We start from the raw sequence: 26,286 nt of genomic DNA on the forward strand, positions 1-26,286 counted from the left end.
AAATATAAGTAAATAAAAAACTCCCAATTTGGGAGTTTTTTTATTTTAAACTGTTTCAATAACCTTATCAAAAGCTAATCTTGATTTAGGCTTTCTGTCAGGTTGATTAAAGTCCTCGTCATCTCTATAGCCAATTGCCACAGCAACAACAGTTGCGTAACCTTTGTTGTTTAAAATTTTGTCATAATTTTCTGGTTCAATACCTTCCATTGGAGTAGCATCGATTCCCATTTCTGCACAAGCACTTAAAAAAACTCCTAAAGCCAAATAAACTTGTCTGTTAAACCAGGCTTTAATCTCTTCTTCAGGTTTTGGTTTTATAAATTCTTTATAATAACCAACAGCACCCTCAGGGAGCTCCTCTTCAATTTGTTTTTCAAATAAAGCGATGTCATCAATTCGGTTAAAAACTACAATAGTATCACTTTCAAGAACCTTGCTAGTATTTAGCCAAGATACTTTTGAAAGTTGTTCTTTTGTATCGATGTCAGAAACAAAAGTGAATTTCCATGGTTGACTATTAATTGAAGAAGGACTTAGTTGTAAAACCTGTTGTAACTCTCTAATTTTTTCAGATTCAATTTTTTTTGAAGCATCGTATTTTTTAGTTGTATAACGTTGCTGCATAGATGTTATAAAGCTCATATTTTATTTTTTTAATTAAACTATAAAAATTATAGTAGCAAAAGTAAGTATAGTATTTTATCTTTGCAATAACGGTCAAAAAGGATAGTATAAAATATGGAAACACAAATGTCCAAAACATTTAAATTTAAAGGGAGAGAATTTCCTTGCTGTACAAGTCTTACTATGGGAGTCATTGGGGGAAAATGGAAGACAGTAATTCTTTTTCATTTAATAAAAGGAACGCTTCGCTATAGTGAGTTAAGAAAAGAAATTCCAATGGTTACAGAACGAACTTTAAGTTTACAGTTGAAAGCCTTGGAAGAAGATGGTGTGATTAAAAGAAAAGTGTATACATCAAAACCTCCATTAAAAGTGGAATACTCTTTAACTGATTTAGGAAAAAGTTTAATTCCTATAATTCAGTCTATCGCAGACTGGGGAGATTTTGCTGTAAAAAATCATTCGAAATAATAGTATTTGTGCATCGTCAGCTATTAGAGTTTAGGTAATAAGGTAGTTTTGTTATCCTAAAAAAGCTTTTCAATTTTTATAATTACATTTGAGTATCAAATATTTAACCAATGAGAAAAGCTACTTTTTTATTATTAATTGTTCTATTTATAGGTGCATGTAAGCAAAAAGCTGTAAAAGTATATTTTAAAAGTTACGACGAATCATCAGAAATACAAAAACAGCAAGGTCACGAGAAAAAGAGAATGCAGTTTAAATTACTTCAGTCTCATTTTTTAGATTTAAATAAAGAATTCAAACCTTTTGAAAAGGAGTTATCAAAATTTTCAGAAGAAGAATATCAACAACTAAAACCATTAATTTTAGAAAAAGATATTCCAACTATTCAAAAAAGCATAACAAATAAAAAACTCACCTACGAAAAACTAACATTATTCTATTTATATAGAATACGAAAGTTTGAAAGTGATAGCACAAAGTATTTGAATGCAATTATATCTCTAAATCCAAAGGTGTTAGAAGAAGCAAGAGCAAAAGATAAAGAATCAAAAGAAGTTAATGAATATTCGCTTAGTGGAATTCCTATTTTAATAAAAGACAATATCGATGCAGAAGGAATGAAAACTACAGCAGGAGCGGTAGCTTTACAAAACAACTCAACTGACAAGGATGCTTTTATAGTCAAAAAATTAAGAGAATCGGGAGCATTAATTTTAGGAAAAGTAAACTTGAGTGAATGGGCGTACTTCTTTTGTGAAGATTGCCCGTTAGGATATAGTACTACTGGGGGACAAACCTTGAATCCTTATGGGAGAAAAATTTTTGAAACAGGAGGTTCTAGCTCAGGAAGTGGTGTTTCTGTAGCAGCAAATTATGCAGTAGCTGCTGTGGGTACGGAAACAGCAGGATCAATAACGTCACCTTCTAGTCAAAACTCAGTGGTTGGATTAAAACCAACAATTGGTGTTTTAAGTCGGTCAGGAATTGTTCCAATTTCAAGTACATTAGATACTCCAGGACCGATGACCAAAAGCATAGTAGATAATGTCATTTTATTTGAAGCGATGCTAGGAAAAGATAATGAGGATGCTGCTTCTTTAGAGATAGAAGATTTTAGTCCTAAAGAATTACTCAATAACAACTATACAGTTCAAGGAAAAAGAATAGGGGTGCTACAACCTATTTTAACAGATTCTATTTACAAAGCAAGTGTAGAAAAGTTACAAGAAGCTGGAGCAGAAATTATAGAGATAACACCACCAGAAATTTCATTTGATGGATTTATTACGCTGTTGAATATAGACATGAAACATGATTTACCTGAATACTTATCTACTTACGGAAACAAAAAGCTAACAGTGAAAAATATACAAGATGTGGTTGAGTTTAATAAAAAAGATTCTATAAAAAGAGCTCCTTACGGACAACAGCTATTTGAAGGAATAATAAAAGATACGACTAGTTTAGCTCAGTTAGAGGTAGTAAAAGATAGTCTAAGTTATAATGGAAAGAAATTTTTACAAGCTTTAAAAGTCCAAAATTTAGATGCTATTCTATCGATTAATAATTATCATTCTGGTATTGCAGCAGTAGCGAAGTATCCGACATTAACAGTTCCTATGGGATATAAAAACACAGGAGAGCCTGTTAGTTTAACGTTTATAGGAAAGCCTTTTACAGAAAAAGAGTTACTACAAATAGGGCATGCATTTGAGCAGTTAACCAAAGTAAGAAAAGCGCCAGTTGATTATAACTAATAGACAACATATAAAAACTCCTAATTTGGGAGTTTTATATGTTGAGATTTCAAAAGGTTTCGCTATCGGTTAAGATATCTCTTGTTTCAATGATAGATGTCGTCTTAAAAAGATGTTAGAGACAAACTAACTTTTCATTATTCAAATTAGCTAAAAAGCTGAATTAAAGCGTATATTTGCACTCCGAATTTTTTTTACAATATGCGTACTAAAACAACAAAACAAAACAAAATTAACGTAGTAACTTTAGGTTGCTCTAAAAACGTTTACGATAGTGAAGTGTTAATGGGGCAGTTAAAAGCCAATGGTAAAGAAGTGGTTCATGAAGATGAAAATGACGAAGGTAATATTGTAGTGATCAATACATGTGGTTTTATTGGTAAAGCCAAAGAAGAAAGTGTAGAAACTATTTTACACTACGCACAGAAAAAAGAAGAAGGAGAAGTAGATAAAGTGTTTGTTACGGGTTGTTTAAGTGAGCGTTACAAACCAGATTTAGAAGCTGAAATTACCAATGTAGATCAGTACTTTGGCACACACGATTTACCAAATTTATTAAAAGTTTTAGAAGCTGATTATAAGCATGAGTTAATTGGTGAGCGTTTAACCACAACTCCAGAGCACTATGCATATTTAAAGATAGCAGAAGGTTGTGATCGTCCATGTTCGTTTTGTGCCATTCCATTAATGCGTGGTAAACATGTTTCTACTCCAATTGAAGATTTGGTTACTGAAGCAACCAAGTTGGCAGAAAAAGGGATTAAAGAAATCATGCTAATTGCGCAAGATTTAACCTATTATGGATTAGATATCTATAAAAAACGTGCCTTAGCAGATTTATTAAAGGAGTTGGCAAAAGTTGAAGGAATTGAATGGATTCGTTTACACTATGCTTTTCCAACAGGCTTTCCAATGGATGTGTTAGAAGTGATGAAGAACGAACCAAAGGTTTGTAATTATTTAGATATTCCGTTACAGCATATCAATACCGAGATTTTAAAATCAATGAAACGTGGTACGACACACGAAAAAACAACAGCATTGATTCATAAATTCCGTGAAGCAGTTCCTGATATGGCAATTCGTACAACGTTAATTGTTGGATATCCAGGAGAAACCGAAGAGCAGTTCCAAGAATTGAAAGATTGGGTAGAGGAGATGCGTTTTGAGCGTTTAGGTGCTTTTGAATATTCACACGAAGAAAACACAGGAGCGTATGTGTTAGAAGATGATGTGCCTGCAGATGTGAAGTTTAGAAGGGTGAATGAAATCATGGAAGTGCAGTCGCAAATTTCTTGGGAATTGAATCAAGAAAAAATAGGAAAGACTTTTAAATGCTTGTTTGATAGAAAAGATGGTGAATATTACTACGGACGTACCGAGTTTGACTCACCAGATGTAGATAATGACGTAATTGTTGATGCTCGTGAGTATTATATAAAATTAGGAGAATTTATAGATATCGAAATTTTCGATGCAGGTGATTTTGACTTGCATGGAAAGCCTGTAGTAAAACAAGAAAGACCAGTTCCTTTAAATCAAAAGAGGAAATAAAATCAAACCTGCAAAATGCAGGTTTTTTTTATGCATATTTGTCACATGAAAAAAGCCTATTTTAACTGGAGTTCAGGAAAAGATTCGTCGTTAGCATTGTATAAAATATTACAACAAAAAGAGTACGATGTACAAAAATTAATTACGAATGTAAATCAAGATTATCAGCGTGTTTCAATGCATGGTTTACATGAGGATTTACTGGATGCACAGGCGGAAAGTATTGGAATTCCATTAGAAAAAATATATTTTCCTGCTGAAGTTACCATGGATTTGTACAATCAAAAGATGAAGGAGAAAACTGCTGAGTTAAGAGAAGCTGGACTTGTAAATGGTATTTTTGGAGATATTTTTTTAGAAGATTTAAGAGCTCATCGTGATTCGAAGCTACAAGAGGTTGGAATTACAGGAGTGTATCCACTTTGGAGACAAGATACTAAGGAGTTACTTAGAGAGTTTTTAGCTTTAGGTTTTAAAACGATTACTGTTTGTGTCAATGCTAAATTATTAGGTGAAGAGTTTGTAGGAAGAGTTATTGATAAAGATTTTATCAATGAACTTCCTGAAGGAGTTGATGTTTGTGGAGAGAATGGAGAGTTCCATACGTTTTGCTATGACGGTCCTATTTTTAAGAAACCTGTGGAGTTTGAAATAGGAGAGAAGGTATTGAAATCGTATACGTTACATACAAATGATGATGACAATTGTTATCAAGATTCAAAGAAAACCAAGAAATCAGAAGAAACTACTATTAAAAACTATGATAGAAGTTTTTGGTATTGTGATTTACAGTTAAAAAAATAAACTACTTACTGTTTTTAGTAATTCTTTAGCAGGCGCATTTTCTAAGCAAGAACTACACGCATTGTACATAAACAAGCAATCGATAAAATCGGTTAGCATATGTAATAATAGCCCTAAGCCAATAATGTTGTATGGTCTTTTAAAAAAAAGTAAAATAATATAGAAGCCAATTGCGTAGTAGGAGTGGAGTATATGAAAGCCAAAACTACATCGATTGGGATCAAATATAGGGCTTGCTAATAAGTGATCTAGATCTACCAGCATAGTTGCTAGTAGTATTATAGCAACTTTTTTCCAATTTTTTCTAAAAAAGAAGAAAGCGATTAAAACAGGAAATCCGAAATGTAAAAAGTAATGAATAAATGTCTGCATTTACTTACAAAAGTAAACTACTTTCTTATTCTAAAATAAAAAAAAGCACATGGATTATGTGCTTTTTTTGCTCGCTTAAAGAAACTAGTACTCCGTTTTGAAGATATTTATAAAACAGGTATAAAATATTAGTACTTGTTTTGGTTTTTAAGCCTGTGGTTGTAGAATAATTATCTTTTGTTTATCATCTACTTGTTTCTCATTCTCCTTTTCAATATTGTTTTTTAAAGACTTTATTGTTGTTGTTTGATATTTATAACCATTAAAGTTTTTTGTGATTTCTACTTTTTCTAACCAATAAAAATAGCCTTGATGAATGATAGGTAAGAATAAAAATTTAACTTTTTTATTTCGCCTAACCCTTGTTGTTCTTTTTTTTAATTTTAACTTCATTATGTAGGGGTTTTTAATTAATGGATATTTAAAATAAGTATAAAGAAAACACAACTATAAACATAATTTTTAGTTAATTATTTAACGTGTAAATTTTTAATGTAATCGTAACGATTGTTCCTTTTAAAGGAATTGAAACGGTTGAGAATGAATTAGAAGAAGAATAATTTAACAATTCTAATCGTTCTTCGATTAATTTGGTTCCCTTAGATTGTTTGTTAGAATTGTTATAGTCAACTCCTTTTCCGTTATCAATCACTTCACAAACTAAAGAACCGTTATTTTGAGTAAAGTTTATGGTTAGTTTTGGGTTTTTAGAGTTGCTGTCAAAAGCATGTTTAAAAACATTTTCTATAATTGGTTGTAGTAGCATAGGAGGTATCCCAATCGTATCTAAAGCCAAGTAATCAGCTGTTATTGTAGTGGTTACTTCGGTTTCAAAACGTAACTTTTCAAGCTCTATATAGGTTTTTAAGTAGCTTATTTCTTCAGCTAAGCTTATGTATTGTAAAGATGAATTATGAAGTGTTTTTCTTATTAGTTTTGAAAACTCTCCCATATATTTTAATGAGTTATCAATATCATTATCTATAATAAAATTCTGAATTGAATTCATAGCATTGAAAATAAAGTGAGGATTCATTTGACTTTGCAATGCCTCCATCTTAGTTTCTGAAACTCGTTTTAAAATATCTTGTTTAAGTAGTTCTTCTTTCTTTATACGATTAATTTTAAACCTATAAAGTATATAGCCTCCTAAAAATAGTACAATAGGAATTAAGCTAATAAACCACCAAGTTTTCCAAAAAGGAGGAGTAATAGTTATGCTTAGTAATTTACTGCTGTAAGTTTTTCCGTTACTATAGTCTTTAATTTCTCCAGTAATATTATAATCACCATTGTTTAAGTAGTTTAATTGAACTGTGTTTTCACTAGTCCACTGACTCCATTCATCACTAACTATTTTATATCGATATTTTAATTTATTAGGGAGTGGATGGTTGTTAATATTAAAGGAAAATGAAACAGTATTTTGTTTATAAGGTAGTTTTATAGATTTTTTGGTGTATTGAGACCAATTGTAGTTTGATGACGGTATATCTTTGTAATTTACTTTAATGTTTGAAATACTAAAGTCATAAGGTTTTATATTAAAATTATTAATAATAGTTTTTAAATCAATTTTATAGTAACCTTTGTCAGTTCCTATTAATAAATTATCGTTGGAGATTATTGCTGAAGAAAAAAGCTTATTTGTTATTCCTTGTTCTTCATCTAAGAAAATAACTGAATTATCTCTGTATAAATTAATTCCTTTTTCAGTACCAATAATTAAATATTCTTTATACGATTTTAAGAAAAGTATGGTGTTTCCTATAATCTTACTATTTTCAATTTTATTTACAACTTCAAAATAATCATCCGTTTTAATAAAGAAAACTTCACCTTTTGAATTGCTGATAATTAATTGATTGTTGTTATTAACAGCTGAATAAATTAGCTCTTTCTCTTTCCAAATATTGTTTTTTATAAATGATTTAAATTCCCCGTTATGATACTGATACAAGCCTGAAAATCTAGAAAGGAAAAACAAGTTATTATTTACATCAATGATTGAAGTAACACCTCTTGGATTATTACTGTTTTCAAGTTCAAAATCAGAATGTTTGATATTATTTTCTAGATCTTTTAATAAGTAAACTTTAGAATAAGGAGTTTGAAAAAAAGCATTATTTTTTGAGGTAAAATAAAAAGTATTAGTATAAAAGGGGAAATAACTCTCTACGCTATTATTTTTAGCTACTTTAAATAACCCAATAGTTGTATTTACCCAAATAGTATTATCTATTTTTTTAAGGCTTTTAAATTCTAAATCTTCAAGATTGTTGTTTTTAAAACGAGCAAAACTAAAGCCTTCTTTAAGAGTTAATTTCTCATCATCAAAAAAAAGCTGATATTTTGAATAGAAGTCTTTAGGAGGGATATACATGTAAGTGTTTCCTTTAACATGTAATCCGTCTTCAGACAAATAGTACTCTGTGTTTTCTGTAACTTCAATATCAATAATATTTTTTATTTGATTATACAGCGTAACTTTTTTTGTTAAATCTACTTTAAAAAGTCCTTTATCTAAAGTTCCAATAAATAAAACATTGTTATTTGAGTCGTACTCTAAAGACCATTGTTTTGTGCTTTGCACATTGAATGTCGAATTGAGTATTTCAGCAGCATTATTATTTAAATTAAATAAACCACCTGAAGGGTAATTAATACCATCGGCAACTCCATAAATATTTTGATTTCTGTCAGAAACAAAACTCCAAAAAACGCTGTTACCAAATTCGTTTAAAGGCTTGCTATCATTGATGTAATTTCTAATATTATATTTTTTGATGGATTTATCTTTGTAAAAAAAACCATCAAAACTGACTAGTATTAAATCTTTGTTTTTAAATATTGAAAAAACAGAATCATAATTATGATGTAAAAAAACTAATTGATTTTTTTCTTCATTATACTTCCATAATCCGTCTCTGTAGGTTTGAATATAAACACTTTTTTCAAACTCAAAAAAACCCATAACTTGGAACTTCAAATCGTTGTTGATTACAGGATTAGTAATTTCTTTACTGTTAATATCTATAACCGATAATCCGCTTTTGGTTCCTATAAAAACCTTTTGATTGTGATAAAATATTTTACGTATGTAATTGTTTACCAAACCCTTCGAGGTATTGTAAACAGAGAAGTTGTTTCCATCATAAAATGTTACCCCACCACCGTAACTACCAAACCATAAATTATGATTAGCGTCTTCTTCAATAGCCCAACAATTATTATAAGCTAAACCATCTTCTTCATAAAAATTAGTAATCTTGTTATTCCTTATTTTTGAAACACCTGCACCAGTACCAACCCACAAAATGCCTCTGCTATCTTTTTTTATTGAATAAGCACTGTTATTAGGTAATCCGTTTAAAGTGCTAAAATTAGTAGACGAGAAGGTTTGAGAAAACGTTAATTGAATAGGCAAAAAACAAATAAAAAGGACAAGCTTATTTTTTAGGAAGTATCGCATTTAAAAAACTTTCTTTTTTTCTTGAAGCAAGAGGTAATTGTTCTCCATTATTTAATTCAACATATAAATCTACAGATTTATTGAAACGTACTATATGGTTTAAATTTACTAAATAAGATTTATGAATTCGATGAAAACTTGTTTTAGGTAGTAATTCCTCAATATATTTTAGTGTTTTTGATAAAATTATTTTTTTACCATTTATAAAGGTTACCGAACTATAATTGCTATCAGCTTGACAATATAAAATTTGATTAGGGTTTATAATTTCATACCCAGATTCAGTAGGTAAAGCTATTTTATTAAAGTTGCTATCACCAGAATCTATTTGGTTTAAAATTATTCTTAAATTATCTTGTTTTGTATCGTTTTCTAAGCGTTGTTTATAGCGTTTTATGGTTTCTAATAAATCAATATAATTTATTGGTTTAAGAAGATAATCAAGCGCGTTTTCTTTTATAGCTTTTATGGCATATTCAGAATAAGCGGTGGTAAAAATAACATCAAAACTTCTACTTTTCATTTCTTTTAATAGCTCGAAACCATTTTTATTAGGCATTTCTACATCTAAAAAAATTAGTTCGGGTTCGTTTTTTTCAATAGAAACAATAGCTTTATCAACGCTTTCACATTTATCAAGTACTAAGAATTCATTAGGTAAATATCTATTCAATAATTTTTCTAAAAATTCTCTAGCATTATGTTCATCATCAATAATAATTGTCTTTATCATAACGGTAAATTTATTTTTATAATAAGTGAAAAAAAGTATGAATTAGTAAACGTATTAAAAAATTGTTTTAAAGTAGCATAATTGCTCTTTATTAACTCATTTAAAACTTTTCAAAAACTCCTAAACCAAATAAGGCAAAATCATATTTAACAGGGTCTTTAGCATCAAAATCTCTTAAAGTAAGGTCTAGTTCTTGAATTGCTTTCCAATCATTTTGTTTTCGAGTAAGAATTCCAAGTTTTCGAGCAATATTTCCTGTATGAACATCTAACGGACAATGTAAATGCGCTTGTGAGTGGGTATGCCATATTCCTAAGTCGACACCAGTTGTATTATCTCGAACCATCCAACGTAAAAACATATTTATTCGTTTTGAAGCTGATCCTTTTAACGGATCAGAAACATGCTTTAAAGTTCTTGATTGATGAGGAATTTCAAAAAAAACTTGTTTGAAATGATGAATAGCATGTTGGTAATTATCAGCGTTGTTTTTTGGTTGTAAAACAGCTTCTAATCCATCATGATTTTGATAGATGTTTTTTAACGATTGCACAAAAAACTTAAAATCATCGGCATTAAATGTTCTGTGTACGAATCCGTCAAAATTGGCAAGGTCTTCTTCAGAATGATTCATGATAAAATCGTACGGAGAATTCCCCATTAAATCCATCATTTTATGGGAGTTGTTAATAATCATTTTACGATTTCCCCAAGCAATGGTTGCTGCTAAAAAACCAGCAATTTCAATATCTTCTTTTACTGAAAATTGATGCGGTATTTGAATAGGATCACTATCAATAAAATCAGGATTATTATATTGTATGACCTTTTCGTCTAAAAATTCTTTTAGTTCTTTTTTGTTCATCTTACATTAAATCTCCTAAAAAAGTAGCTCCTACAAAAATCCCATTATAAACAGCATGAAGTGCCATGGCCCAAAGTAAACCAAAACGAACACGAATAAAACCTAAATAGAACCCTAATAAGGTTTGAGGCAACACTAAAATAGGAGAGAGCAATAGTACGTTTGTAGAAATTTGGTAATTAGTAATATGTACAAAACCAAATAAAATAGCAAAAACATAAAAAGCTATCCTAAATTGTTTTCCTTTTTTAAAAGCTGTAAGAGGGGATCTAAAAAAAGTTTCTTCGAGTAAAGGAGCAAGAATAACAGCTAAGAAAAAAACTACAATTTTAGGAAGTGACTTAAATAGCTCTTCAGCTTTATGATCTTCAGCTAAATTAACTAATCCAAGTTTGTCAACAAGACTTATTAAAGCTAAACTAACCATTGCAGTTAGTATGCTTATTATTAAAAGATGTAAGAATTTTTGAAATCGATACAAAGTATCTTGATTGGCATCTTTTTCTAAAATAGGGTTTTTTAAATAGTTGATAAGCTCGTGAAAAGTTTCTTGCATAGTTTTAGGTGTGTTTTATACTACATAGGTATATAGAAACTTAAAAACATTACATTATTCAACAATAATTCCGTCTTTCATTGTAAGTGTTCTATCGGCCATTTGTGCTAATTCTTTGTTATGTGTAACTAACACAAAGGTTTGTCCAAACTCATCACGAAGTTTAAAAAATAATTCGTGTAAGTTTTTTGCTGAGGTTGAATCCAAGTTTCCAGAAGGTTCATCGGCAAAAATAACAGAAGGTTCGTTAATTAAAGCTCTAGCAACGGCAACACGTTGTTGCTCCCCTCCAGAAAGCTCGTTAGGTTTGTGGTTTTCTCTATGTGATAATCCTAAAAAGGCTAGTAATTCTTTGGCTCTTTTTTCGGTTTCTACTTTTCCTTTTCCTCCGATAAAGGCAGGAATACAAACGTTTTCTAAGGCAGTAAACTCTGGTAGCAACTGATGAAATTGAAAAATGAATCCGATATGTTTATTTCGGAAAGCAGAAACTTTTATATCGTTTAAATCTTTTATAGAAACACCATCGACTAATAATTCGTAGCTCTGATTTTTTAAGGGCTTATCTAAAGTTCCTAAAATTTGTAATAAGGTTGTTTTTCCTGCTCCAGAAGGACCAACAATAGCCACAATTTCTCCTTTTTTTATATGAAGATCAACGCCTTTTAATATTTCTACTTCTCCGTAATGTTTGTGGATGTTTTTAGCAACAATCATAGTGTTAATTTGTAAGAAACGAATGTATAAAAAAGAAATCAGATAAACTTTAATACTTACCTGATTTCAAACAATACATAAACGTGTATTTAAATTATGTTTTTGATGTTGTTGTAATCGATAAAATAAACCAATCGAATAGAGAATCTATGCTGCATACTTTGGTCAAAAAGTTTTGAGATGTTGTCTTTAAAATCAATATTAGCTGGAGCAAAATCATGATCAGGCCTTATTGAGTTTCTGTAGAAAAAAATCAATTGACTACCAGGAGCAAATTGCCATTGATAGTTCAAATCTAAGTTCCAACTATTAAAGTTTTTATCGTGTTCTCCTTGATAATTATTTGAAACAAGTTCTCCATTATCTTCATTCAAACTATAAAATAGACCTAAATATGGAACTTTACTCCAATTGTGCCTAAACGATAACGACGCTGCTGATTTTGTACTAAATGTGTATTTTCCAGTTAATGAATTGTCATAAGTATCCCAATCTCGTTGCCCGAAAATAATGTGATTTTTTAAAGGAGCTAATAAAGGTTTTTCTTCTACATCATCTTCATCAATCTTTGTAACATACCCCTGACCGTTATTGGTTTTGCCATATCTAAAACCATAAATCAAAGAAAACTTATTAGTGAAACGATATCTAGGAGAAACTCTAAACCCATAATCTTCTTTAGGGTTGTTTTTGTAAAAAGTATAATACCAATCGTAGTCTATTGCAAACTTTTTTCTATAATCAGTAGACCCCCAATGATTCACATTTAGCCTTTCAGGTCTGTTAAAAAAAACTCCACTAGTAGTTCCTTGTCTAGGTTCAAAAAAATCTTTTCGTTCTGTGCTATAATTCAAGTTTCCTCCAAAACTGAATCGCTTTTTTGTATCAGCGCCAAAAGATAAACTAACATTTGTACCTACATACGTTCCTGGATTGTGTAAGAAGTTAATATCATAAAAAACATTAATTCTATAATTATTGAATATTCCTTTAGGTTTTAATAATCGATAGCCAACAAAACCATAAATAGCTTGTTCGTTGTTGCTAAAAAGAATCCCCATATCGTTAGGGTTGTAGTCTTTATTTTCAAAATTATATCCAATTTCTCCACGCCAATTCCCTGAATGTTTACCTATACTGGTATCGAAAGTGTACCCCGTATTAGGGTTGTCTTCATCGTCAGAGATACTACTCATTTTAAAACTTCCGTCTATATTATACCTACTTTTTTTATCCTCAACATGCCATAGAAGTCCAGTAACATTAGCATCTCTAAATCGTCCATCACGAGTTACATTGGTGTTAATTAAGGTAATAGATGAGTTTTGATTAAACTGTTGGTCTAACACCATAATATTGTAATTAGAAAATGGATTAACTGTAGTTTTATAAGTACTTACATTGCTAATAGTATCTAATCCATTAATTGTTTGCTTAGTTCTTTCAACAGTAGCTTCTGTTTTTTCAGTAATGGCATTAAAGAATCCTATTCCTAAACCACCTTTGGTTCTTCCAGATATTTTTATGGCGTTTAGCATTTGAACTTTATCAGGAAGATCTATAACTTCATCATTTATTTTTTTTCCATTAATAAACTCATCATCGTCTTTTCGTTCGTTAGAAAATTGATCTATTGGTCGTCCTCCAATTCTTCTTGAGTAAAACAAATTACCTTTACTAAATAGTTCAGTTCCTTCAGTAAAAAACTGACGTTGTTCTGTAAATTGCTGTTCAAAAGGCCCTAAATTTAAGGTAACATTGTCAAAACCTACTTGACTAAAATCAGGAATTAAAGTAGCGTCTAAGGTAAAGTTTTCGGTAATACCATACTTTACATCCATACCTACACTCCAATCAAAGTCAGTATTACCATTTTTAGTGGTCGTAGTTGCTGATGCATATGGATAAAAGTTTAATCGGGTAGGAGGTTTTATGTTGGTGAAGTTTTCATACAAACCATCATATTGCGTCCAATTTCCTTGTTGATTATCAATATGATTCCAAGTGAAAAGAGCATTTAAATTAAGTACTTTTCTGTGGAAGTTTATTCCCCATGATTGAACTGGAACATTAGCAAATCGCAAAGCTCTATAAGGAATTTTCATTTCTACAACCCAAGAGTCTTCATTAATACTAAAATCACTGTCCCATACAGCACTCCAATTAAAATCTTCATTTCCGTTTGATACTTTAGAGTCTGCTTGCGCACCTGAACTGGTTACAATAAACTCAAAAGGATTTTGCCCGTCGTCGTTAGGGTTGATAGTTATTAAAAAGAAATCGCTGTTACCAATATTGTCTCTGTTAGTAAACTCAGCAGGTATTTTTGAAGGTTCAGGATCATACATTTTAGCACTAATGTAAATAGCATCATCATTGTACACTAACTTAACTACTGTTTTATGGGTGTTAGGTTCTGCTTTTCCATTCTCGGGGCGCATCATTACAAAGTCTTTTGCTGCAGGAACATTTTTCCAAGCAACGTCGTCTAACTTTCCGTCAATTTTAGGAGGAGTATCTACGCGTACTACGTTTAATTTTTTTCTGTTTTTGTTAATGGTTTGGGCAGTTGTAACTCCTACAAAGAAGAAACAGGCTGTGAAAAATGCTAAAATTTTAAGCATAGTTGATTAGAGATAGAATTAGTTGTAAGGCTAAATTATTATGATTTGTATTAATAAATCACAAAATCATGTTAATTACGGTAAAGACCTGTTAAAAAAAGAATGTTACATGTTTAAATGTTAAAAAAATGTGAAATAGAAAATTAACTAAAATTGATTTTAATTATAAATTAAAGTATAATTTATAAGGTATTATGAATTGAATTTGTATTTTTGTTCGACTTTTAAAAATTCATATCTAATGAACTTACACGAATATCAAGGTAAAGAAATATTAAGCAGTTTTGGCGTTCGTATTCAACGTGGAATTGTTGCAAATACTCCAGAAGAAGCTGTTGAAGCAGCTAAAAAATTAACAGAAGAAACAGGTACTGGTTGGCACGTAATTAAGGCTCAAGTACACGCAGGTGGTCGTGGAAAAGGTGGAGGTGTTAAGTTAGCTAAAAACTTAGATGAGGTAAAAAGTATTGCTGATGACATTTTAGGAATGATGTTAGTAACTCCTCAAACTTCAGCAGAAGGTAAGTTAGTTAACCAAGTGTTAATTGCTGAGGATGTGTATTATCCTGGTGATAGTGAGCCAGATGAATTTTATATGTCAGTTTTATTAAACCGTGCTACAGGTAGAAACATGATTATGTACTCTACTGAAGGAGGTATGGATATTGAAACTGTGGCAGAAGAAACTCCGCACTTAATTTTTACTGAAGAAATTGATCCAGGAACAGGATTGTTACCTTTCCAAGCTCGTAAAATTGCTTTTAACTTAGGGTTAAGCGGTGGAGCTTTAAAAGAAATGGTAAAGTTTGTTACTGCTTTATATACAGCATACGTAAAATCTGATTCATCCTTATTTGAAATTAACCCAGTATTAAAAACATCTGATGATAAAATCATGGCTGTTGATGCTAAGGTTACTTTAGATGATAATGCTTTATACCGTCACAAAGATTATGCAGAAATGCGTGATTTACGTGAAGAAAACCCAATTGAAGTTGAAGCGAATGCTGCAGGATTAAACTATGTAGATTTAGATGGTAACGTTGGGTGTATGGTAAACGGAGCTGGTTTAGCAATGGGAACTATGGATTTAATTAAGCAAGCAGGTGGTGAGCCAGCTAACTTCTTAGATGTTGGTGGTACTGCAGATGCACAACGTGTTGAAACTGCTTTCGGAATTATTTTAAAAGATCCTAACGTAAAAGCTATCTTAGTAAACATTTTTGGAGGTATCGTTCGTTGTGACCGTGTGGCACAAGGTATTGTTGATGCTTACAAAAATATGGGTGACAAAATTAATGTGCCTATTATTGCTCGTTTACAAGGAACAAACGCAAAAGAAGCAAAAGAATTAATCGATAATAGCGGAATGGAAATTATCTCAGCAACTGAGTTCCAAGAAGCAGCTGATAAAGTAGGAGAAGTTTTAAGTGCTTAAAACTTTTTAATTAATTCTTAGTAATATATTAAAAAACCTCACTGAAAAGTGAGGTTTTTTTGTTGATGCTTTTATGAGTGTTTCGCTATCCGATAAAGTGTTTAATATTGAATGACAGTTTACTTATCATTATAATTTTATTTAACAAAATTTATAATCAAATAAGCTCCAAGTATAATAATGAAAATTACCCACTGCCACAGGACACCTCTCTTTCGAATGTCATTAATAGTATTACTAGTTGCTGGTACTGTTTTGTAATCAATAGGTTTCTTTTCAATCATTTTTAAATAACCTTTGGTACCAATAATGAAAAGGATAATTCCAATTATTATAGGGTAATCAGAAATAATTATTTTTAGTCCATCTAAAAAATATTCAAAGTATTCAGTTAATATGTTTAAACTTTTATTTTTCATTAAAGCTATTTTTAGATATTCGTTGTTTTAATGAGCTGATATTGTTCGAAAACGAAGTTAGCAGTTAAAGATTAAGAATAAAATTAAATTTATTTATAAATTCTCTTTTAAAACCTCAATTTCATCACGTAGTTGTGCTGCAACTAAAAAGTCTAAAGCTTTGGCAGCTTCTTCCATTTGTTTGCGTTTGTCGCGTATGCGTTTTTCTATTTCTTGTTTTGGCAGGTATTCTAAATCTTGTTCAGCAGCTTTTTGTGTAGCATTGTCATAATGATACGAAGTAATCGCATTTTTAGATAAAGTGTTGTCTATCTTTTTATTGATTTGCTTTGGTGTAATTCCGTGTGCTGTGTTGTAATTAATTTGTTTTTCGCGTCTACGGTTGGTTTCGTCAATGGTAAGTTGCATACTGTTGGTAATTTTATCAGCATACATAATTGCTTTACCGTTTACGTTACGTGCAGCACGCCCCACGGTTTGTGTTAATGAACGGTGTGAACGTAAAAAACCTTCTTTGTCAGCGTCTAAAATAGCCACTAAGGAAACCTCAGGAAGGTCTAATCCTTCTCTTAGTAAATTAACTCCGATAAGTACATCAAACAAACCTTTACGTAAATCTTGCATGATTTCTACACGTTCTAGGGTGTCGACATCGGAATGTATATAACGACAACGCACTTGAATACGAGTTAAGTACTTGGCTAATTCTTCTGCCATACGTTTGGTAAGTGTTGTTACCAAAGTACGTTCGTCTTTTTCTACACGCACTTGAATCTCTTCAATTAAATCATCAATTTGGTTTAAACTTGGTCGAACTTCAATTTCAGGATCTAATAGTCCTGTTGGTCGAATAACTTGTTCTACAAATAGACCTTCTGTTTTTTGTAATTCGTAATCAGCTGGAGTTGCAGAAACGTAGATTACTTGGTTTTGTAAAGCTTCGAACTCTTCAAACTTTAAAGGCCTATTATCCATTGCAGCAGGTAAACGGAACCCGTATTCTACCAAGTTTTCTTTTCGACTTCTGTCTCCACCATACATGGCATGCACTTGTGGTACAGTTACGTGACTTTCGTCAATGACCATCAAGTAATCATCAGGAAAGTAATCTAACAAACAGAAAGGTCGTGTACCTGCTTCTCGTCCGTCTAAATAACGAGAATAATTTTCAATTCCTGAACAGTATCCTAATTCCCGAATCATTTCTAAGTCGAACTCAGTTCGCTCTTGCAAGCGCTTTGCTTCTAAATGTTTTCCTATTTCCTTGAAATAATCTACCTGTTTTACCATGTCTTCTTGAATTTGATGAATGGCATTTTGTAATATGTCAGGAGAGGTTACAAATAAGTTGGCAGGATAAATATTTAGTTTTTCTAAACGTGTAATAATTTCGTTAGTTTCTATGTTGAAGGTCTCAATTTCTTCAATTTCATCCCCAAAAAAGTGGACTTTATATCCATTATCTCCATACGATGGATAAATGGTAACCACATCACCTTTTACTTTAAACGTTCCGCTTTTTACTTCAACTTCGGTACGGGCATATAAACTTGTTACTAAACGGTGTAAAAATTTTGTACGTGAAATTTGTTGGTCAACTTCAATAGTAATCACATTCTTTTTGAATTCCGTAGGATTCCCAATACCATACAAACAAGATACTGAAGCAACTACCAATACATCTCGACGTCCAGAAAGTAGGGAAGAAGAGGTGCTAATTCGCAAGCGTTCTATTTCATCGTTGATGGATAAATCTTTCTCAATATAGGTTCCAGTGACAGGAATATAAGCTTCGGGTTGGTAGTAATCATAGTATGAAACAAAATATTCTACAGCGTTGTTTGGAAAGAACTGTTTGAACTCTGAATACAACTGAGCAGCTAAGGTTTTATTATGAGCCAATACTAATGTAGGTCGATTTACTTCGGCTACAACATTGGCTACTGAAAACGTTTTACCAGAACCTGTAACACCCAAAAGTGTTTGGTACTTTTCATCGGCTAAAATTCCGTTAGCCAACTGTTTGATTGCTTGTGGTTGATCACCAGTAGGTTTAAATTCAGAGTTTAATTCAAAGTTCATTCAACAAAAATACGGATAGTTTTACTGAAAATCTATCCGTATTAATTGTAATTTATTTAAGAGTTTTTACTTTCTAAGTAAAGAAAAATGTCCTGTCTTTTTTCTTACCTTACCGTTTTTATCTATTAATTCTGCATTGTACCAATAATCGTTTGTAGGTAGGGTAGTACCATTGTATACACCATCCCAACCAGGATGATTTTTATCGGTAATTTCACTAATCAATTTCCCAAAACGATTAAAAATTTGAACTTTAACAACATCATAATAATCATTATCAACACCTAATACTTTCCATGTGTCAAAATGACCATCTCCATTTGGGGTAAAATGACGTTGGAAGTATATGGTTGAAATTTGATTAGAAGATACAACGCCACAACCATTTCGATCTCTAACAGAAATAAAATTCAATCCAGGAGGAATATTGGTAAAGGTATATGTTAGGTTTTCGTCTCCTTTGACAAAATCACCAAAATTAGTACTGTTAAGAGCATATTCATAATCTCCAATTCCATCTACAGTAATTTTTATTTTATTACTATCTGGATTGTCTTGGTCGTCCACAGATTTGATATTAACAATTAATGCTTGATTGGATTCTTTGACAAAAAAAGTGTTATACCCCATGGATGGGGTATTTATGTTAGGATACTTTCTGTATGCTTCAACTTTATATTCACCTGCTGAATTAGCATTATAAATGGCTGATGTTTCGTTTGGAATTAAATTACCATTTAAGTACCATTTGTAGGTATCTGTTGTATTTCCAGTATCAGCATTTAAGGCTATAGTATGAGGTTGAGGGGTTCGTCTTGGGTTGTCTACGCATAAAATTTCCTCGTTTAGATTTCCTTGCGGAATAGGGAGTTTTTCTACAAGTATTTTAAAATTCCCAACAGTTTCACAAGATGTTGTTCCTTTGTTAGAAATCCTTACATAGATATCAGAATTATTAGTAAATAAATGATCTTCATAAGGAGGGAGAATTTGATTTGTTTGTAAAGAGGCGTCTTCTGCAGTTCTGTAATATTGAAAATCGTGAGTAGTTTGCGATAAGGCTCCTCCAGAATTATTGATTATTTGTTGAGTTTTGATTGAGAAATCAAAAAATCCATTACCTGTACCTATACTAAATTTAGCATTTGCATTTGATGCATTTTGATCTAACTCACTAATATGTTCATCAGAGTATATATTTAATCCAGTAGGATTTACCTGTAAATCGATAACCTGAGTTTGATAACAGTTTGTAGTATTGTTTGTTACTTTTACTGTAATAGAATGATTTGTAGCTACTGAATTAGTGTAGTTATTTTTGTTAAGAGGTCTTGAAAAGTTACTATCAGAAGTTTCAAAAAAATCTATTGAAATATTAGAAAAATCATCAACTAAAGAAGCTTCCAAAAGCTCAAGGTTAAAAGTAGCAAATCCGTCATGAGGATTACTATCGAAGTCACATTGAATATAGGGTTGAATTGTATTAATAGTAGGTTTAGGTTCGAATGTAACTTGAACTTTACCTGTATATGTTTTTTTACAATATGAATTAGACTCTATTTTAACTTCGTATAAACCACTTCCAAAATTTACATTACCTACAGTTAATTCTCTCGTTTTGGCTATTTCAACCCCATCTTTATACCATGTGTAAGTATCGTTTGGATTATTAATTTCAGGAACTATCTCATAGCTATCTCCTATACAAAATACTTGATTTGTGTTACTTAATACAGCATTAGAGTCAGCATTCAATAACTTAACAGGAGCAAAAAATGATTGGATAAAAGGAGGTAAGCCCTGAGAGGTTCTTCCTCTTCCTAAATCAATAGCTACTGGTTTGTATGTAACGTTTTTTGCGCTTTCATCAGGGTTTTCAATGGCGCCTAAATATGACTTATCAGGAATAGAACTGTATATTTTTCCATCTGAAGCTAGTTGTAAAGCGCCTCTATACCCAGATCCTCTCCATATTTGAGCTTTTGTTTGCGCTACATCTCTATCAAGTAAGTCGAATTGGAGAATACTAAAGGTAAATGGAGGAATAAATAATGAAGCATAAAGTTTAGATGATTGAGGAGAGAATTCAACACCATAAGGAACTCCATCAATAGAAGGGGTAGTTAATGTTTCTCCTGATGAAGTAATTTTTCCAGTGACGTTATCAAAATCATACAATACCAAACGACCATTTCCTGTATTTTGACCAGCTGTAAAGTCGGCCAAAGCTACTTTTGTACCATCAGGCGATACTTTTAAATATCCTCTTTTATCTTGTAAAATATAAGAAGATTTAGAAATAACAGGGTTCAAATAGTCTACACCGTTTTGATCAATTTTATAAGCATAAAAAGAGTCTTCTACAATAGATAAAACCCAAATTTCAGTACAGTCTTTTCCTTGAACAGCTGTAACTTTTTCAGACCAATAAAAATCTTTTCCATCGGACAAATTGGTGGGACCTTCTATAATTTCGCCACCGTTTCCTTTTGTGATATCAATAGTGTAAAAATTAAAACCAGGATTTCTAGGGTAGCCAGAATTATTAGGGATATAATCGGTTCCTACAGTGAAAATATAGTATATGTTTTTATTTTCTGGAGCAGGAACAATTAAACCAGATTGAGAACTTGATGGATTTCCTTGTAAATTATTAGCAAGTTGCCCATTATAATATCTCATTAATTCGTGGTTTTTTGTCCATACTTTAATTCCATCAGAATAAAATAAAAGATTTCCGTCTTCATCTGAAATAGTAGAACAACCTTCTTCGGTATTTAATGCGCCATTTGTTAAAGCGATTGGAGTTCCATTAAAATCAATTCCAGCGTTGTTTCCAAAATACCAAACATTGGCTTCTTTTTGACTATAAATAGAAAGTGAGCTTATACACAGAAATACAAAAAGTAGTTGTTTTACCATTTAAATAAATTTTTATACAGATAAAACAGCTAAATTACATAAAACCCTCTATAAATCTCGTTTTTTTAACAAAGCGTATGATGAATAAATAAAAATAGCTGTCCAAATTAACACAATTGTTATGTTGAATAAGCTAACAGAATAGTCTTTAGTAAAGTTTTCTCCTATTTGACTTGCTACCGATTTTACAGCTCCTAATCTAGTAAAAGGTTCTTTAATTAAGTTAGCCATTGATTCTAAAGGAAAAAATTGCATGACACTGTTTACTGCTTCATCAGTTCCTGTTTTTACATCTCTAAAAGTCCAATACAAGTAGCCTTTAATTAAACTTTCAACAATTAACCAAACAATCATAGCTGCTACAGCAAATGCTGATCGTTTAATTAAAATACCTAAGAATAAACCAAAAGAGAAAAAGCCTAATAATTTTATGAAAAAAGCAACTAAGTAACCTAAATCTGAAAAGATGATAGACATTTCATTAAAATCTGAATAAATAGCCCCAAGAATCAATGAAACAATAAATACAAATACGGTGGAAATAAAAGCAAAAGCAATAACAGTGTAGAATTTAGAAAGCACAAACTCTTTTTTACTTAAACCATCAATTAAGTTTTGTTTTAGTGTTTTATAGCTATACTCATTAGCCATCATAGAAACAATAACTAATAGCAAGAAAAATTTAAAAGTTGCAGCTATATAGGTATTAAAGTGCCAGATGTAGGGAAAGTTAAAAATACCTTGTTCTGCTAAGTGAAACTTAATCGGACCTATATCAAATTTTATTGCAGCAATTAAGGCAATAGATGTTAATAGGGCGAAATAAATAATTGAAAGAACTTTACTAGCTCTGTTATATTTTAATTTATGTAATTCTATATTTAAAAGTCGTAGCATGATGTAAGTTTATTGGTTGTTGGTAAGGTCTAAGAATTGTTGCTCTAAACTAGGTTTACGTTTTACTAAATGCGAAAGAGAAATTCCGTTGTCAAATAGAAATTTATTAATTTCTGAGGCAGACAATTCAGAAGATAAATTTGCAATTAAAAGTCCATTTTCACTATTAATAGTTCCTATTGAAGAGTGATTTTCTAAAAGTTGTTTAAGCTTGTTTTGATCTTCGGCTTGTAGCTCGAAAAATCCATTTGAAGCTGTCATTTCATCAACTCTACCACTGTATAGTTTTACACCATTTCTTATTACTACCACATGAGAACACACTTTTTCTACTTCATCAAGTAAGTGTGAGGCAAGTAAAATAGTCGTGCCGTTTTGAGCAATTTCTTTTATAATTTGACGAATCTCATGTATACCTTGAGGATCTAATCCGTTAGTTGGTTCGTCTAAGATTAATATTTCAGGATCGTTTAATAGGGCAGAAGCAATTGCTAAGCGTTGTTTCATTCCTAAAGAGTAAGTTCTGAACTTACTGTTTCTACGCTCGTAAAGGTTTACAATTTTTAATTTTTCTTCTATTTTATCATACGAAACACCCTTTATTTTACAGATAAGCTGTAAGTTTTGAACTGCCGACATATAAGGATAAAAATTAGGACGCTCAATAATAGCACCTACTTTTTTTAAAGCTTCATGAGTAGATAGTTTACCATCAAACCAGCTAAAACTTCCTGAGGTTTTGTTAACTACATTTAAAATAATACCTAAAGTGGTTGATTTTCCACTTCCATTAGGTCCTAATATTCCGTAAACATTTCCTTTTTGAATGTCAAAAGAGAGGTTATTTACCGCATGAACTTTTCCGTATTTTTTATCGAGGTTTTGTATAGATAAAATTGTTTCCAAGCTTTTTTGATTTTGTTGATTATATGTATTTGACGATTCATTCAAATTATTGTTACAATGTATAAAAAAAAGTAACAGAAAATAGTTTAAATGGAAAACATGGCTTTTTAGAAAGAAATAAAACCTATTCAGAAATAAATTTAACTAGATGGTTTAAAACCAAGGTAGTTTTGCATGTCAAATTATATTATTATGAAAAAAATAAACTACTTATTAGCGATTATTTTAACAACTGTTTTTTACGTAAGCTGTTCATCTGATGATGTTCAAGAAATACCAAATCAATTTATAATTGAAGGAAAAAATTATCCGATGGAATCAATTTTCGTAGAAAAATTCACTAAACATAGTAGAACTACTATATTGTTACATTTATTAAATATTACTGAACAAGATATAGAAGCTGCCCGAAACTCAGGTGTAGCCTTAACTGAGGTAGATTTCTTTTCAATTGCTGTTCGTGATGAAAATTTAACCTCAAAAACTTATACAACAAATAGTTTATGGTATGAGTTTATGACTGATGGAGAATTTTTAGGAGAATACGATAATGAACAATTACTAATGGAGTATGAAAATGGAGATGAAGTTACTTTAACTATAAATTCAATTAACGAAACTAACATTTCATTAGACTTTAAAGTGAAAAGAGTTAACGGAAGTGTAGCAACAGGAAGTTATAAAGGAAAGTACAGTACTATTGAAGAATTATCAGGAGCAAGATAGAAAAATAAATAGATTAGATAATAAAAAAAGCTTAGGGTTTACCTAAGCTTTTTTTATTTAAAATGATATTATTTGTTGTCAATTAATCTAAAACCTTCACCATGAATATTTAAAATCTCTACATTTTCATCATTTTTTAAATATTTACGAAGTTTAGCAATGTATACATCCATACTACGAGAAGTAAAATAGTTGTCATCTCTCCAAATTTTTGTCAATGCTAATTCACGTGGCATTAAATCATTTTTATGGATAGCTAACATACGTAATAATTTACTTTCTTTAGGTGACAACTTTTGAGGTTCTCCACCTTTGTATGTTAAGTGACGTAACTTAGAGTTAAAGTCAAATCCACCAATTTTGAATTCGAACTCATCACTATCGTTTGTTTTTTCAGTTTCTTTACGTTGTAAAATAGCTTTGATTTTGTGTAATAAAACTTCTGAATCAAAAGGTTTATTCAAATAATCGTCGGCTCCAACTTGGTATCCTTTTAAAACATCTTCTTTTAATGTTTTAGCAGTTAAAAATATAATTGGAATTTCTTTGTTTGTAGCACGAATGTCTTCAGCTAAAGAAAAACCATCTTTACGAGGCATCATAACATCTAAAATACATAAGTCGTACTCAGCATTTTTAAACATGATTAAACCATCTATTCCATCTTTAGCATGTGTAACATTATAATCGTTAAGCGCTAAATAATCTTTAAGAACTGTTCCAAAATTTGGATCGTCTTCTACTAATAATATTTTTTTACTCCCCATTCCTTAATCTTTTATATTAATGGTAATTTAACTGTAAACGTGCTTCCTTTGCCTTTTTCACTCTCAACGTGAACGGTACCTTGGTGACTGTCTATAATTTCTTTTACATAGGCTAGCCCTAAACCATGGCCTTTTACGTTGTGTATGTTCCCTTTATGTTCTCTATAGAATTTATCGAACACATATTTTTGAGCATTTCTGCTCATTCCTATACCTTCATCTTTAATCTTAAAAATAAAGTATTTATTTGTGTTTTCAGTAAATACATCAATTTTAGGTGCATTTTCTGAGTACTTTAATGCGTTTTCTAATATGTTAACGACAACATTGGTTAAGTGGAATTGGTTTCCTAAAACCTCTGTTGAAATAGCTTGGAAATGTGCGGTAACACTTCCTTTTTTATCATCAGTCAATAACTGAATGTGTTCAATAGCTTCTTCAATAATATCGTGCATATCAACTGCATCTTTATTAATTTCAAGTTGATTTTTTTCTAGTCTTGAAATTCGTAATACATTTTCTACCTGCCCATGCATACGCTTATTTTCATCGCGAATCATTTGCACATAGCGCTTTACTTTTTCTTCGTCAGATATAATCTTCGGGTTTTTAATCGCATCTAAAGCAAGGTTAATGGTTGCAATAGGTGTTTTAAACTCGTGTGTCATATTGTTAATGAAATCTGTTTTGATTTCAGAAATTTTCTTTTGACGTATTAATTGATATAACGATGTTGAAAAAGCAGCAATTATAATCCCTATAAAGAATAAGGAAAGTATTAAAACTTTCATCATTCCTGATAACAAGTTTTTTCGCTTGTCTGGAAACTTTACATATAGCTTATATTTACTATTTCCATTTTCATCTTCAAGCAGAGGGTAATTAATATCTTCTGGTTGTATGTTAAAATACCCTGATTTTAATTGTGTTGCTAATCCGTCTTCATAAACAACATACTTAAAATCTTGAGTAATATTCATTTTAGCGAATTCATCTTTAAGTATAAATTTTAACTCTTTATTGCTTATTCTTTGATGTATCGCATAAATGCTTTTACTCCTACGAAAAGCATGTTCCATTACATCATCATTCCAACTCGGGTAAGTTTTGTATACTGAGTAACGGCTTTCGTTTAAAAAAGGTTTAAAATCTTTATTTTCTGATTTTACAACCTGAGAAAAGAGAATATCTTCTTTTCCAGAATATCGTTTAATAATAATAGAATCATTATCAACAAACTCACCAGGCATTTTAAAGCTTTCTTCTAAAATAGAACTACCAAAAGAGAACTTAGTTTTGCTAACAGTATCAACTTGCTGAAAAAGAAACGTTGTTATTTCTGCTTCTGTTCTTAGTTTGTTACTTTCAAAGTAATCTTTATAGTTTTGCTGAAACTCTAAGTACTCTCTCTCTTTTATGTTTTCAGAGGTACGAGCTAAAGCAATGGTTACATTATTTTTAAATTGTTGTTGTTTGTTTTTTATAGCATCTTTTATCCAATATACTTGAATAGAGATAATTCCTATTAAAGAAATACTCATCAAAACAACAATGAGAACAAAGATTTTTTTACCCAT

General features: G+C 30.9%; 22 protein-coding genes. 6 read left to right on the forward strand and 16 right to left on the reverse strand.

The window, feature by feature from the left end; all coding sequences use genetic code 11:
* Window positions 1–45 precede the first annotated feature (45 nt).
* Window positions 46–645, reverse strand: a complete 600-nt coding sequence (locus tag Q0663_RS04770) for a nitroreductase family protein (protein ID WP_167455899.1) — start codon at window positions 643–645, stop codon at window positions 46–48.
* A gap of 96 nt (window positions 646–741) precedes the next feature.
* On the opposite strand from Q0663_RS04770, the gene Q0663_RS04775 reads away from it, so the two are divergent.
* The 4 genes from Q0663_RS04775 to Q0663_RS04790 all read left to right on the forward strand — a co-directional run bounded on the left by Q0663_RS04775 (window position 742) and on the right by Q0663_RS04790 (window position 5,213).
* Window positions 742–1,098 carry a helix-turn-helix domain-containing protein gene (locus Q0663_RS04775; protein WP_125068168.1) on the forward strand — a complete coding sequence of 119 codons (357 nt, stop codon included), beginning with the start codon at window positions 742–744 and terminating at the stop codon, window positions 1,096–1,098.
* A 110-nt stretch (window positions 1,099–1,208) separates the two neighbouring features.
* A complete protein-coding gene (locus Q0663_RS04780) occupies window positions 1,209–2,855 on the forward strand; it encodes an amidase family protein (RefSeq protein WP_299007270.1) in 1,647 nt (548 codons plus the stop codon).
* Window positions 2,856–3,056: 201 nt separating this feature from the next.
* A complete protein-coding gene (gene rimO, locus Q0663_RS04785; RefSeq protein WP_299007273.1) occupies window positions 3,057–4,409 on the forward strand; it encodes a 30S ribosomal protein S12 methylthiotransferase RimO in 1,353 nt (450 codons plus the stop codon).
* A 45-nt stretch (window positions 4,410–4,454) separates the two neighbouring features.
* The gene (locus Q0663_RS04790) at window positions 4,455–5,213 is read left to right on the forward strand and encodes a diphthine--ammonia ligase (protein WP_299007276.1); all 759 of its coding nucleotides are present in this window, start codon (window positions 4,455–4,457) and stop codon (window positions 5,211–5,213) included.
* Here Q0663_RS04790 and Q0663_RS04795 read toward each other — a convergent pair.
* The 8 genes from Q0663_RS04795 to Q0663_RS04830 all read right to left on the reverse strand — a co-directional run bounded on the left by Q0663_RS04795 (window position 5,202) and on the right by Q0663_RS04830 (window position 14,552).
* A complete protein-coding gene (locus Q0663_RS04795) occupies window positions 5,202–5,585 on the reverse strand; it encodes a DUF6122 family protein (RefSeq protein ID WP_299007278.1) in 384 nt (127 codons plus the stop codon). The genes Q0663_RS04790 and Q0663_RS04795 overlap by 12 nt on opposite strands.
* A gap of 147 nt (window positions 5,586–5,732) precedes the next feature.
* Window positions 5,733–5,978 (reverse strand): hypothetical protein, encoded by a 246-nt coding sequence (locus Q0663_RS04800; protein ID WP_299007281.1) that lies wholly within the window; start codon window positions 5,976–5,978, stop codon window positions 5,733–5,735.
* Window positions 5,979–6,051: 73 nt separating this feature from the next.
* A complete protein-coding gene (locus tag Q0663_RS04805; RefSeq protein WP_299007284.1) occupies window positions 6,052–9,012 on the reverse strand; it encodes a histidine kinase in 2,961 nt (986 codons plus the stop codon).
* A 22-nt stretch (window positions 9,013–9,034) separates the two neighbouring features.
* A complete protein-coding gene (locus Q0663_RS04810) occupies window positions 9,035–9,790 on the reverse strand; it encodes a LytTR family DNA-binding domain-containing protein (RefSeq protein ID WP_299007287.1) in 756 nt (251 codons plus the stop codon).
* Between the two features lie 100 nt (window positions 9,791–9,890).
* On the reverse strand, window positions 9,891–10,655 hold the full coding sequence (locus Q0663_RS04815) for a TIGR02757 family protein (RefSeq protein ID WP_299007290.1): 765 nt from the start codon (window positions 10,653–10,655) through the stop codon (window positions 9,891–9,893).
* A 1-nt stretch (window position 10,656) separates the two neighbouring features.
* Window positions 10,657–11,211, reverse strand: a complete 555-nt coding sequence (locus Q0663_RS04820; RefSeq protein WP_299007293.1) for a CPBP family intramembrane glutamic endopeptidase — start codon at window positions 11,209–11,211, stop codon at window positions 10,657–10,659.
* 54 nt (window positions 11,212–11,265) lie between these two features.
* Window positions 11,266–11,928, reverse strand: a complete 663-nt coding sequence (locus tag Q0663_RS04825; protein WP_299007296.1) for an ABC transporter ATP-binding protein — start codon at window positions 11,926–11,928, stop codon at window positions 11,266–11,268.
* Window positions 11,929–12,017: 89 nt separating this feature from the next.
* Window positions 12,018–14,552 (reverse strand): DUF5916 domain-containing protein, encoded by a 2,535-nt coding sequence (locus tag Q0663_RS04830; RefSeq protein WP_299007298.1) that lies wholly within the window; start codon window positions 14,550–14,552, stop codon window positions 12,018–12,020.
* 241 nt (window positions 14,553–14,793) lie between these two features.
* On the opposite strand from Q0663_RS04830, the gene sucC reads away from it, so the two are divergent.
* Window positions 14,794–15,990 (forward strand): ADP-forming succinate--CoA ligase subunit beta, encoded by a 1,197-nt coding sequence (sucC, locus tag Q0663_RS04835; protein WP_299007300.1) that lies wholly within the window; start codon window positions 14,794–14,796, stop codon window positions 15,988–15,990.
* A 137-nt stretch (window positions 15,991–16,127) separates the two neighbouring features.
* Here sucC and Q0663_RS04840 read toward each other — a convergent pair whose 3' ends face one another.
* The 5 genes from Q0663_RS04840 to Q0663_RS04860 form a co-directional block, all read right to left on the reverse strand.
* Window positions 16,128–16,409 (reverse strand): hypothetical protein, encoded by a 282-nt coding sequence (locus Q0663_RS04840; protein WP_299007303.1) that lies wholly within the window; start codon window positions 16,407–16,409, stop codon window positions 16,128–16,130.
* Window positions 16,410–16,502: 93 nt separating this feature from the next.
* Window positions 16,503–18,491, reverse strand: a complete 1,989-nt coding sequence (uvrB, locus tag Q0663_RS04845) for an excinuclease ABC subunit UvrB (protein ID WP_299007306.1) — start codon at window positions 18,489–18,491, stop codon at window positions 16,503–16,505.
* Window positions 18,492–18,557: 66 nt separating this feature from the next.
* Window positions 18,558–21,413: a T9SS type B sorting domain-containing protein gene (locus Q0663_RS04850; protein WP_299007309.1), complete on the reverse strand. Its 2,856-nt coding sequence runs from the start codon at window positions 21,411–21,413 to the stop codon at window positions 18,558–18,560.
* A gap of 48 nt (window positions 21,414–21,461) precedes the next feature.
* On the reverse strand, window positions 21,462–22,310 hold the full coding sequence (locus Q0663_RS04855) for an ABC transporter permease (RefSeq protein WP_299007312.1): 849 nt from the start codon (window positions 22,308–22,310) through the stop codon (window positions 21,462–21,464).
* A 9-nt stretch (window positions 22,311–22,319) separates the two neighbouring features.
* Window positions 22,320–23,216, reverse strand: coding sequence for an ABC transporter ATP-binding protein (locus Q0663_RS04860; RefSeq protein ID WP_299007315.1), 897 nt, complete (start codon window positions 23,214–23,216; stop codon window positions 22,320–22,322).
* Window positions 23,217–23,408: 192 nt separating this feature from the next.
* Here Q0663_RS04860 and Q0663_RS04865 point away from each other — a divergent pair, with 192 nt between their 5' ends.
* Window positions 23,409–23,942 carry a hypothetical protein gene (locus tag Q0663_RS04865; protein ID WP_299007318.1) on the forward strand — a complete coding sequence of 178 codons (534 nt, stop codon included), beginning with the start codon at window positions 23,409–23,411 and terminating at the stop codon, window positions 23,940–23,942.
* Between the two features lie 68 nt (window positions 23,943–24,010).
* On the opposite strand, the gene Q0663_RS04870 is transcribed toward Q0663_RS04865, so the two are convergent.
* Together Q0663_RS04870 and Q0663_RS04875 are read right to left on the reverse strand one after the other, a co-directional pair.
* The gene (locus Q0663_RS04870; protein ID WP_274634651.1) at window positions 24,011–24,709 is read right to left on the reverse strand and encodes a response regulator transcription factor; all 699 of its coding nucleotides are present in this window, start codon (window positions 24,707–24,709) and stop codon (window positions 24,011–24,013) included.
* Between the two features lie 11 nt (window positions 24,710–24,720).
* Window positions 24,721–26,250: a HAMP domain-containing sensor histidine kinase gene (locus Q0663_RS04875; protein ID WP_299007321.1), complete on the reverse strand. Its 1,530-nt coding sequence runs from the start codon at window positions 26,248–26,250 to the stop codon at window positions 24,721–24,723.
* Window positions 26,251–26,286: the final 36 nt, after the last annotated feature.

It is taken from the genome of uncultured Tenacibaculum sp., from assembly GCF_947504135.1.
Classification (GTDB): domain Bacteria; phylum Bacteroidota; class Bacteroidia; order Flavobacteriales; family Flavobacteriaceae; genus Polaribacter.

What these genes read in the sequence shown, in the direction of transcription:
- Q0663_RS04830 (WP_299007298.1), bottom strand. Translation starts at nt 14,552, where the DNA reads ATGCTTAAAATTTTAGCATTTTTCACAGCCTGTTTCTTCTTTGTAGGA.
- Q0663_RS04870 (WP_274634651.1), bottom strand. Translation starts at nt 24,709, where the DNA reads ATGGGGAGTAAAAAAATATTATTAGTAGAAGACGATCCAAATTTTGGA.
- Q0663_RS04875 (WP_299007321.1), bottom strand. Translation starts at nt 26,250, where the DNA reads ATGAGTATTTCTTTAATAGGAATTATCTCTATTCAAGTATATTGGATA.
- rimO (WP_299007273.1), top strand. Translation starts at nt 3,057, where the DNA reads ATGCGTACTAAAACAACAAAACAAAACAAAATTAACGTAGTAACTTTA.
- Q0663_RS04820 (WP_299007293.1), bottom strand. Translation starts at nt 11,211, where the DNA reads ATGCAAGAAACTTTTCACGAGCTTATCAACTATTTAAAAAACCCTATT.
- Q0663_RS04855 (WP_299007312.1), bottom strand. Translation starts at nt 22,310, where the DNA reads ATGCTACGACTTTTAAATATAGAATTACATAAATTAAAATATAACAGA.
- Q0663_RS04800 (WP_299007281.1), bottom strand. Translation starts at nt 5,978, where the DNA reads ATGAAGTTAAAATTAAAAAAAAGAACAACAAGGGTTAGGCGAAATAAA.
- Q0663_RS04850 (WP_299007309.1), bottom strand. Translation starts at nt 21,413, where the DNA reads ATGGTAAAACAACTACTTTTTGTATTTCTGTGTATAAGCTCACTTTCT.
- Q0663_RS04770 (WP_167455899.1), bottom strand. Translation starts at nt 645, where the DNA reads ATGAGCTTTATAACATCTATGCAGCAACGTTATACAACTAAAAAATAC.
- Q0663_RS04865 (WP_299007318.1), top strand. Translation starts at nt 23,409, where the DNA reads ATGAAAAAAATAAACTACTTATTAGCGATTATTTTAACAACTGTTTTT.
- Q0663_RS04815 (WP_299007290.1), bottom strand. Translation starts at nt 10,655, where the DNA reads ATGAACAAAAAAGAACTAAAAGAATTTTTAGACGAAAAGGTCATACAA.
- uvrB (WP_299007306.1), bottom strand. Translation starts at nt 18,491, where the DNA reads ATGAACTTTGAATTAAACTCTGAATTTAAACCTACTGGTGATCAACCA.
- Q0663_RS04775 (WP_125068168.1), top strand. Translation starts at nt 742, where the DNA reads ATGGAAACACAAATGTCCAAAACATTTAAATTTAAAGGGAGAGAATTT.
- Q0663_RS04810 (WP_299007287.1), bottom strand. Translation starts at nt 9,790, where the DNA reads ATGATAAAGACAATTATTATTGATGATGAACATAATGCTAGAGAATTT.
- sucC (WP_299007300.1), top strand. Translation starts at nt 14,794, where the DNA reads ATGAACTTACACGAATATCAAGGTAAAGAAATATTAAGCAGTTTTGGC.
- Q0663_RS04840 (WP_299007303.1), bottom strand. Translation starts at nt 16,409, where the DNA reads ATGAAAAATAAAAGTTTAAACATATTAACTGAATACTTTGAATATTTT.
- Q0663_RS04825 (WP_299007296.1), bottom strand. Translation starts at nt 11,928, where the DNA reads ATGATTGTTGCTAAAAACATCCACAAACATTACGGAGAAGTAGAAATA.
- Q0663_RS04780 (WP_299007270.1), top strand. Translation starts at nt 1,209, where the DNA reads ATGAGAAAAGCTACTTTTTTATTATTAATTGTTCTATTTATAGGTGCA.
- Q0663_RS04795 (WP_299007278.1), bottom strand. Translation starts at nt 5,585, where the DNA reads ATGCAGACATTTATTCATTACTTTTTACATTTCGGATTTCCTGTTTTA.
- Q0663_RS04790 (WP_299007276.1), top strand. Translation starts at nt 4,455, where the DNA reads ATGAAAAAAGCCTATTTTAACTGGAGTTCAGGAAAAGATTCGTCGTTA.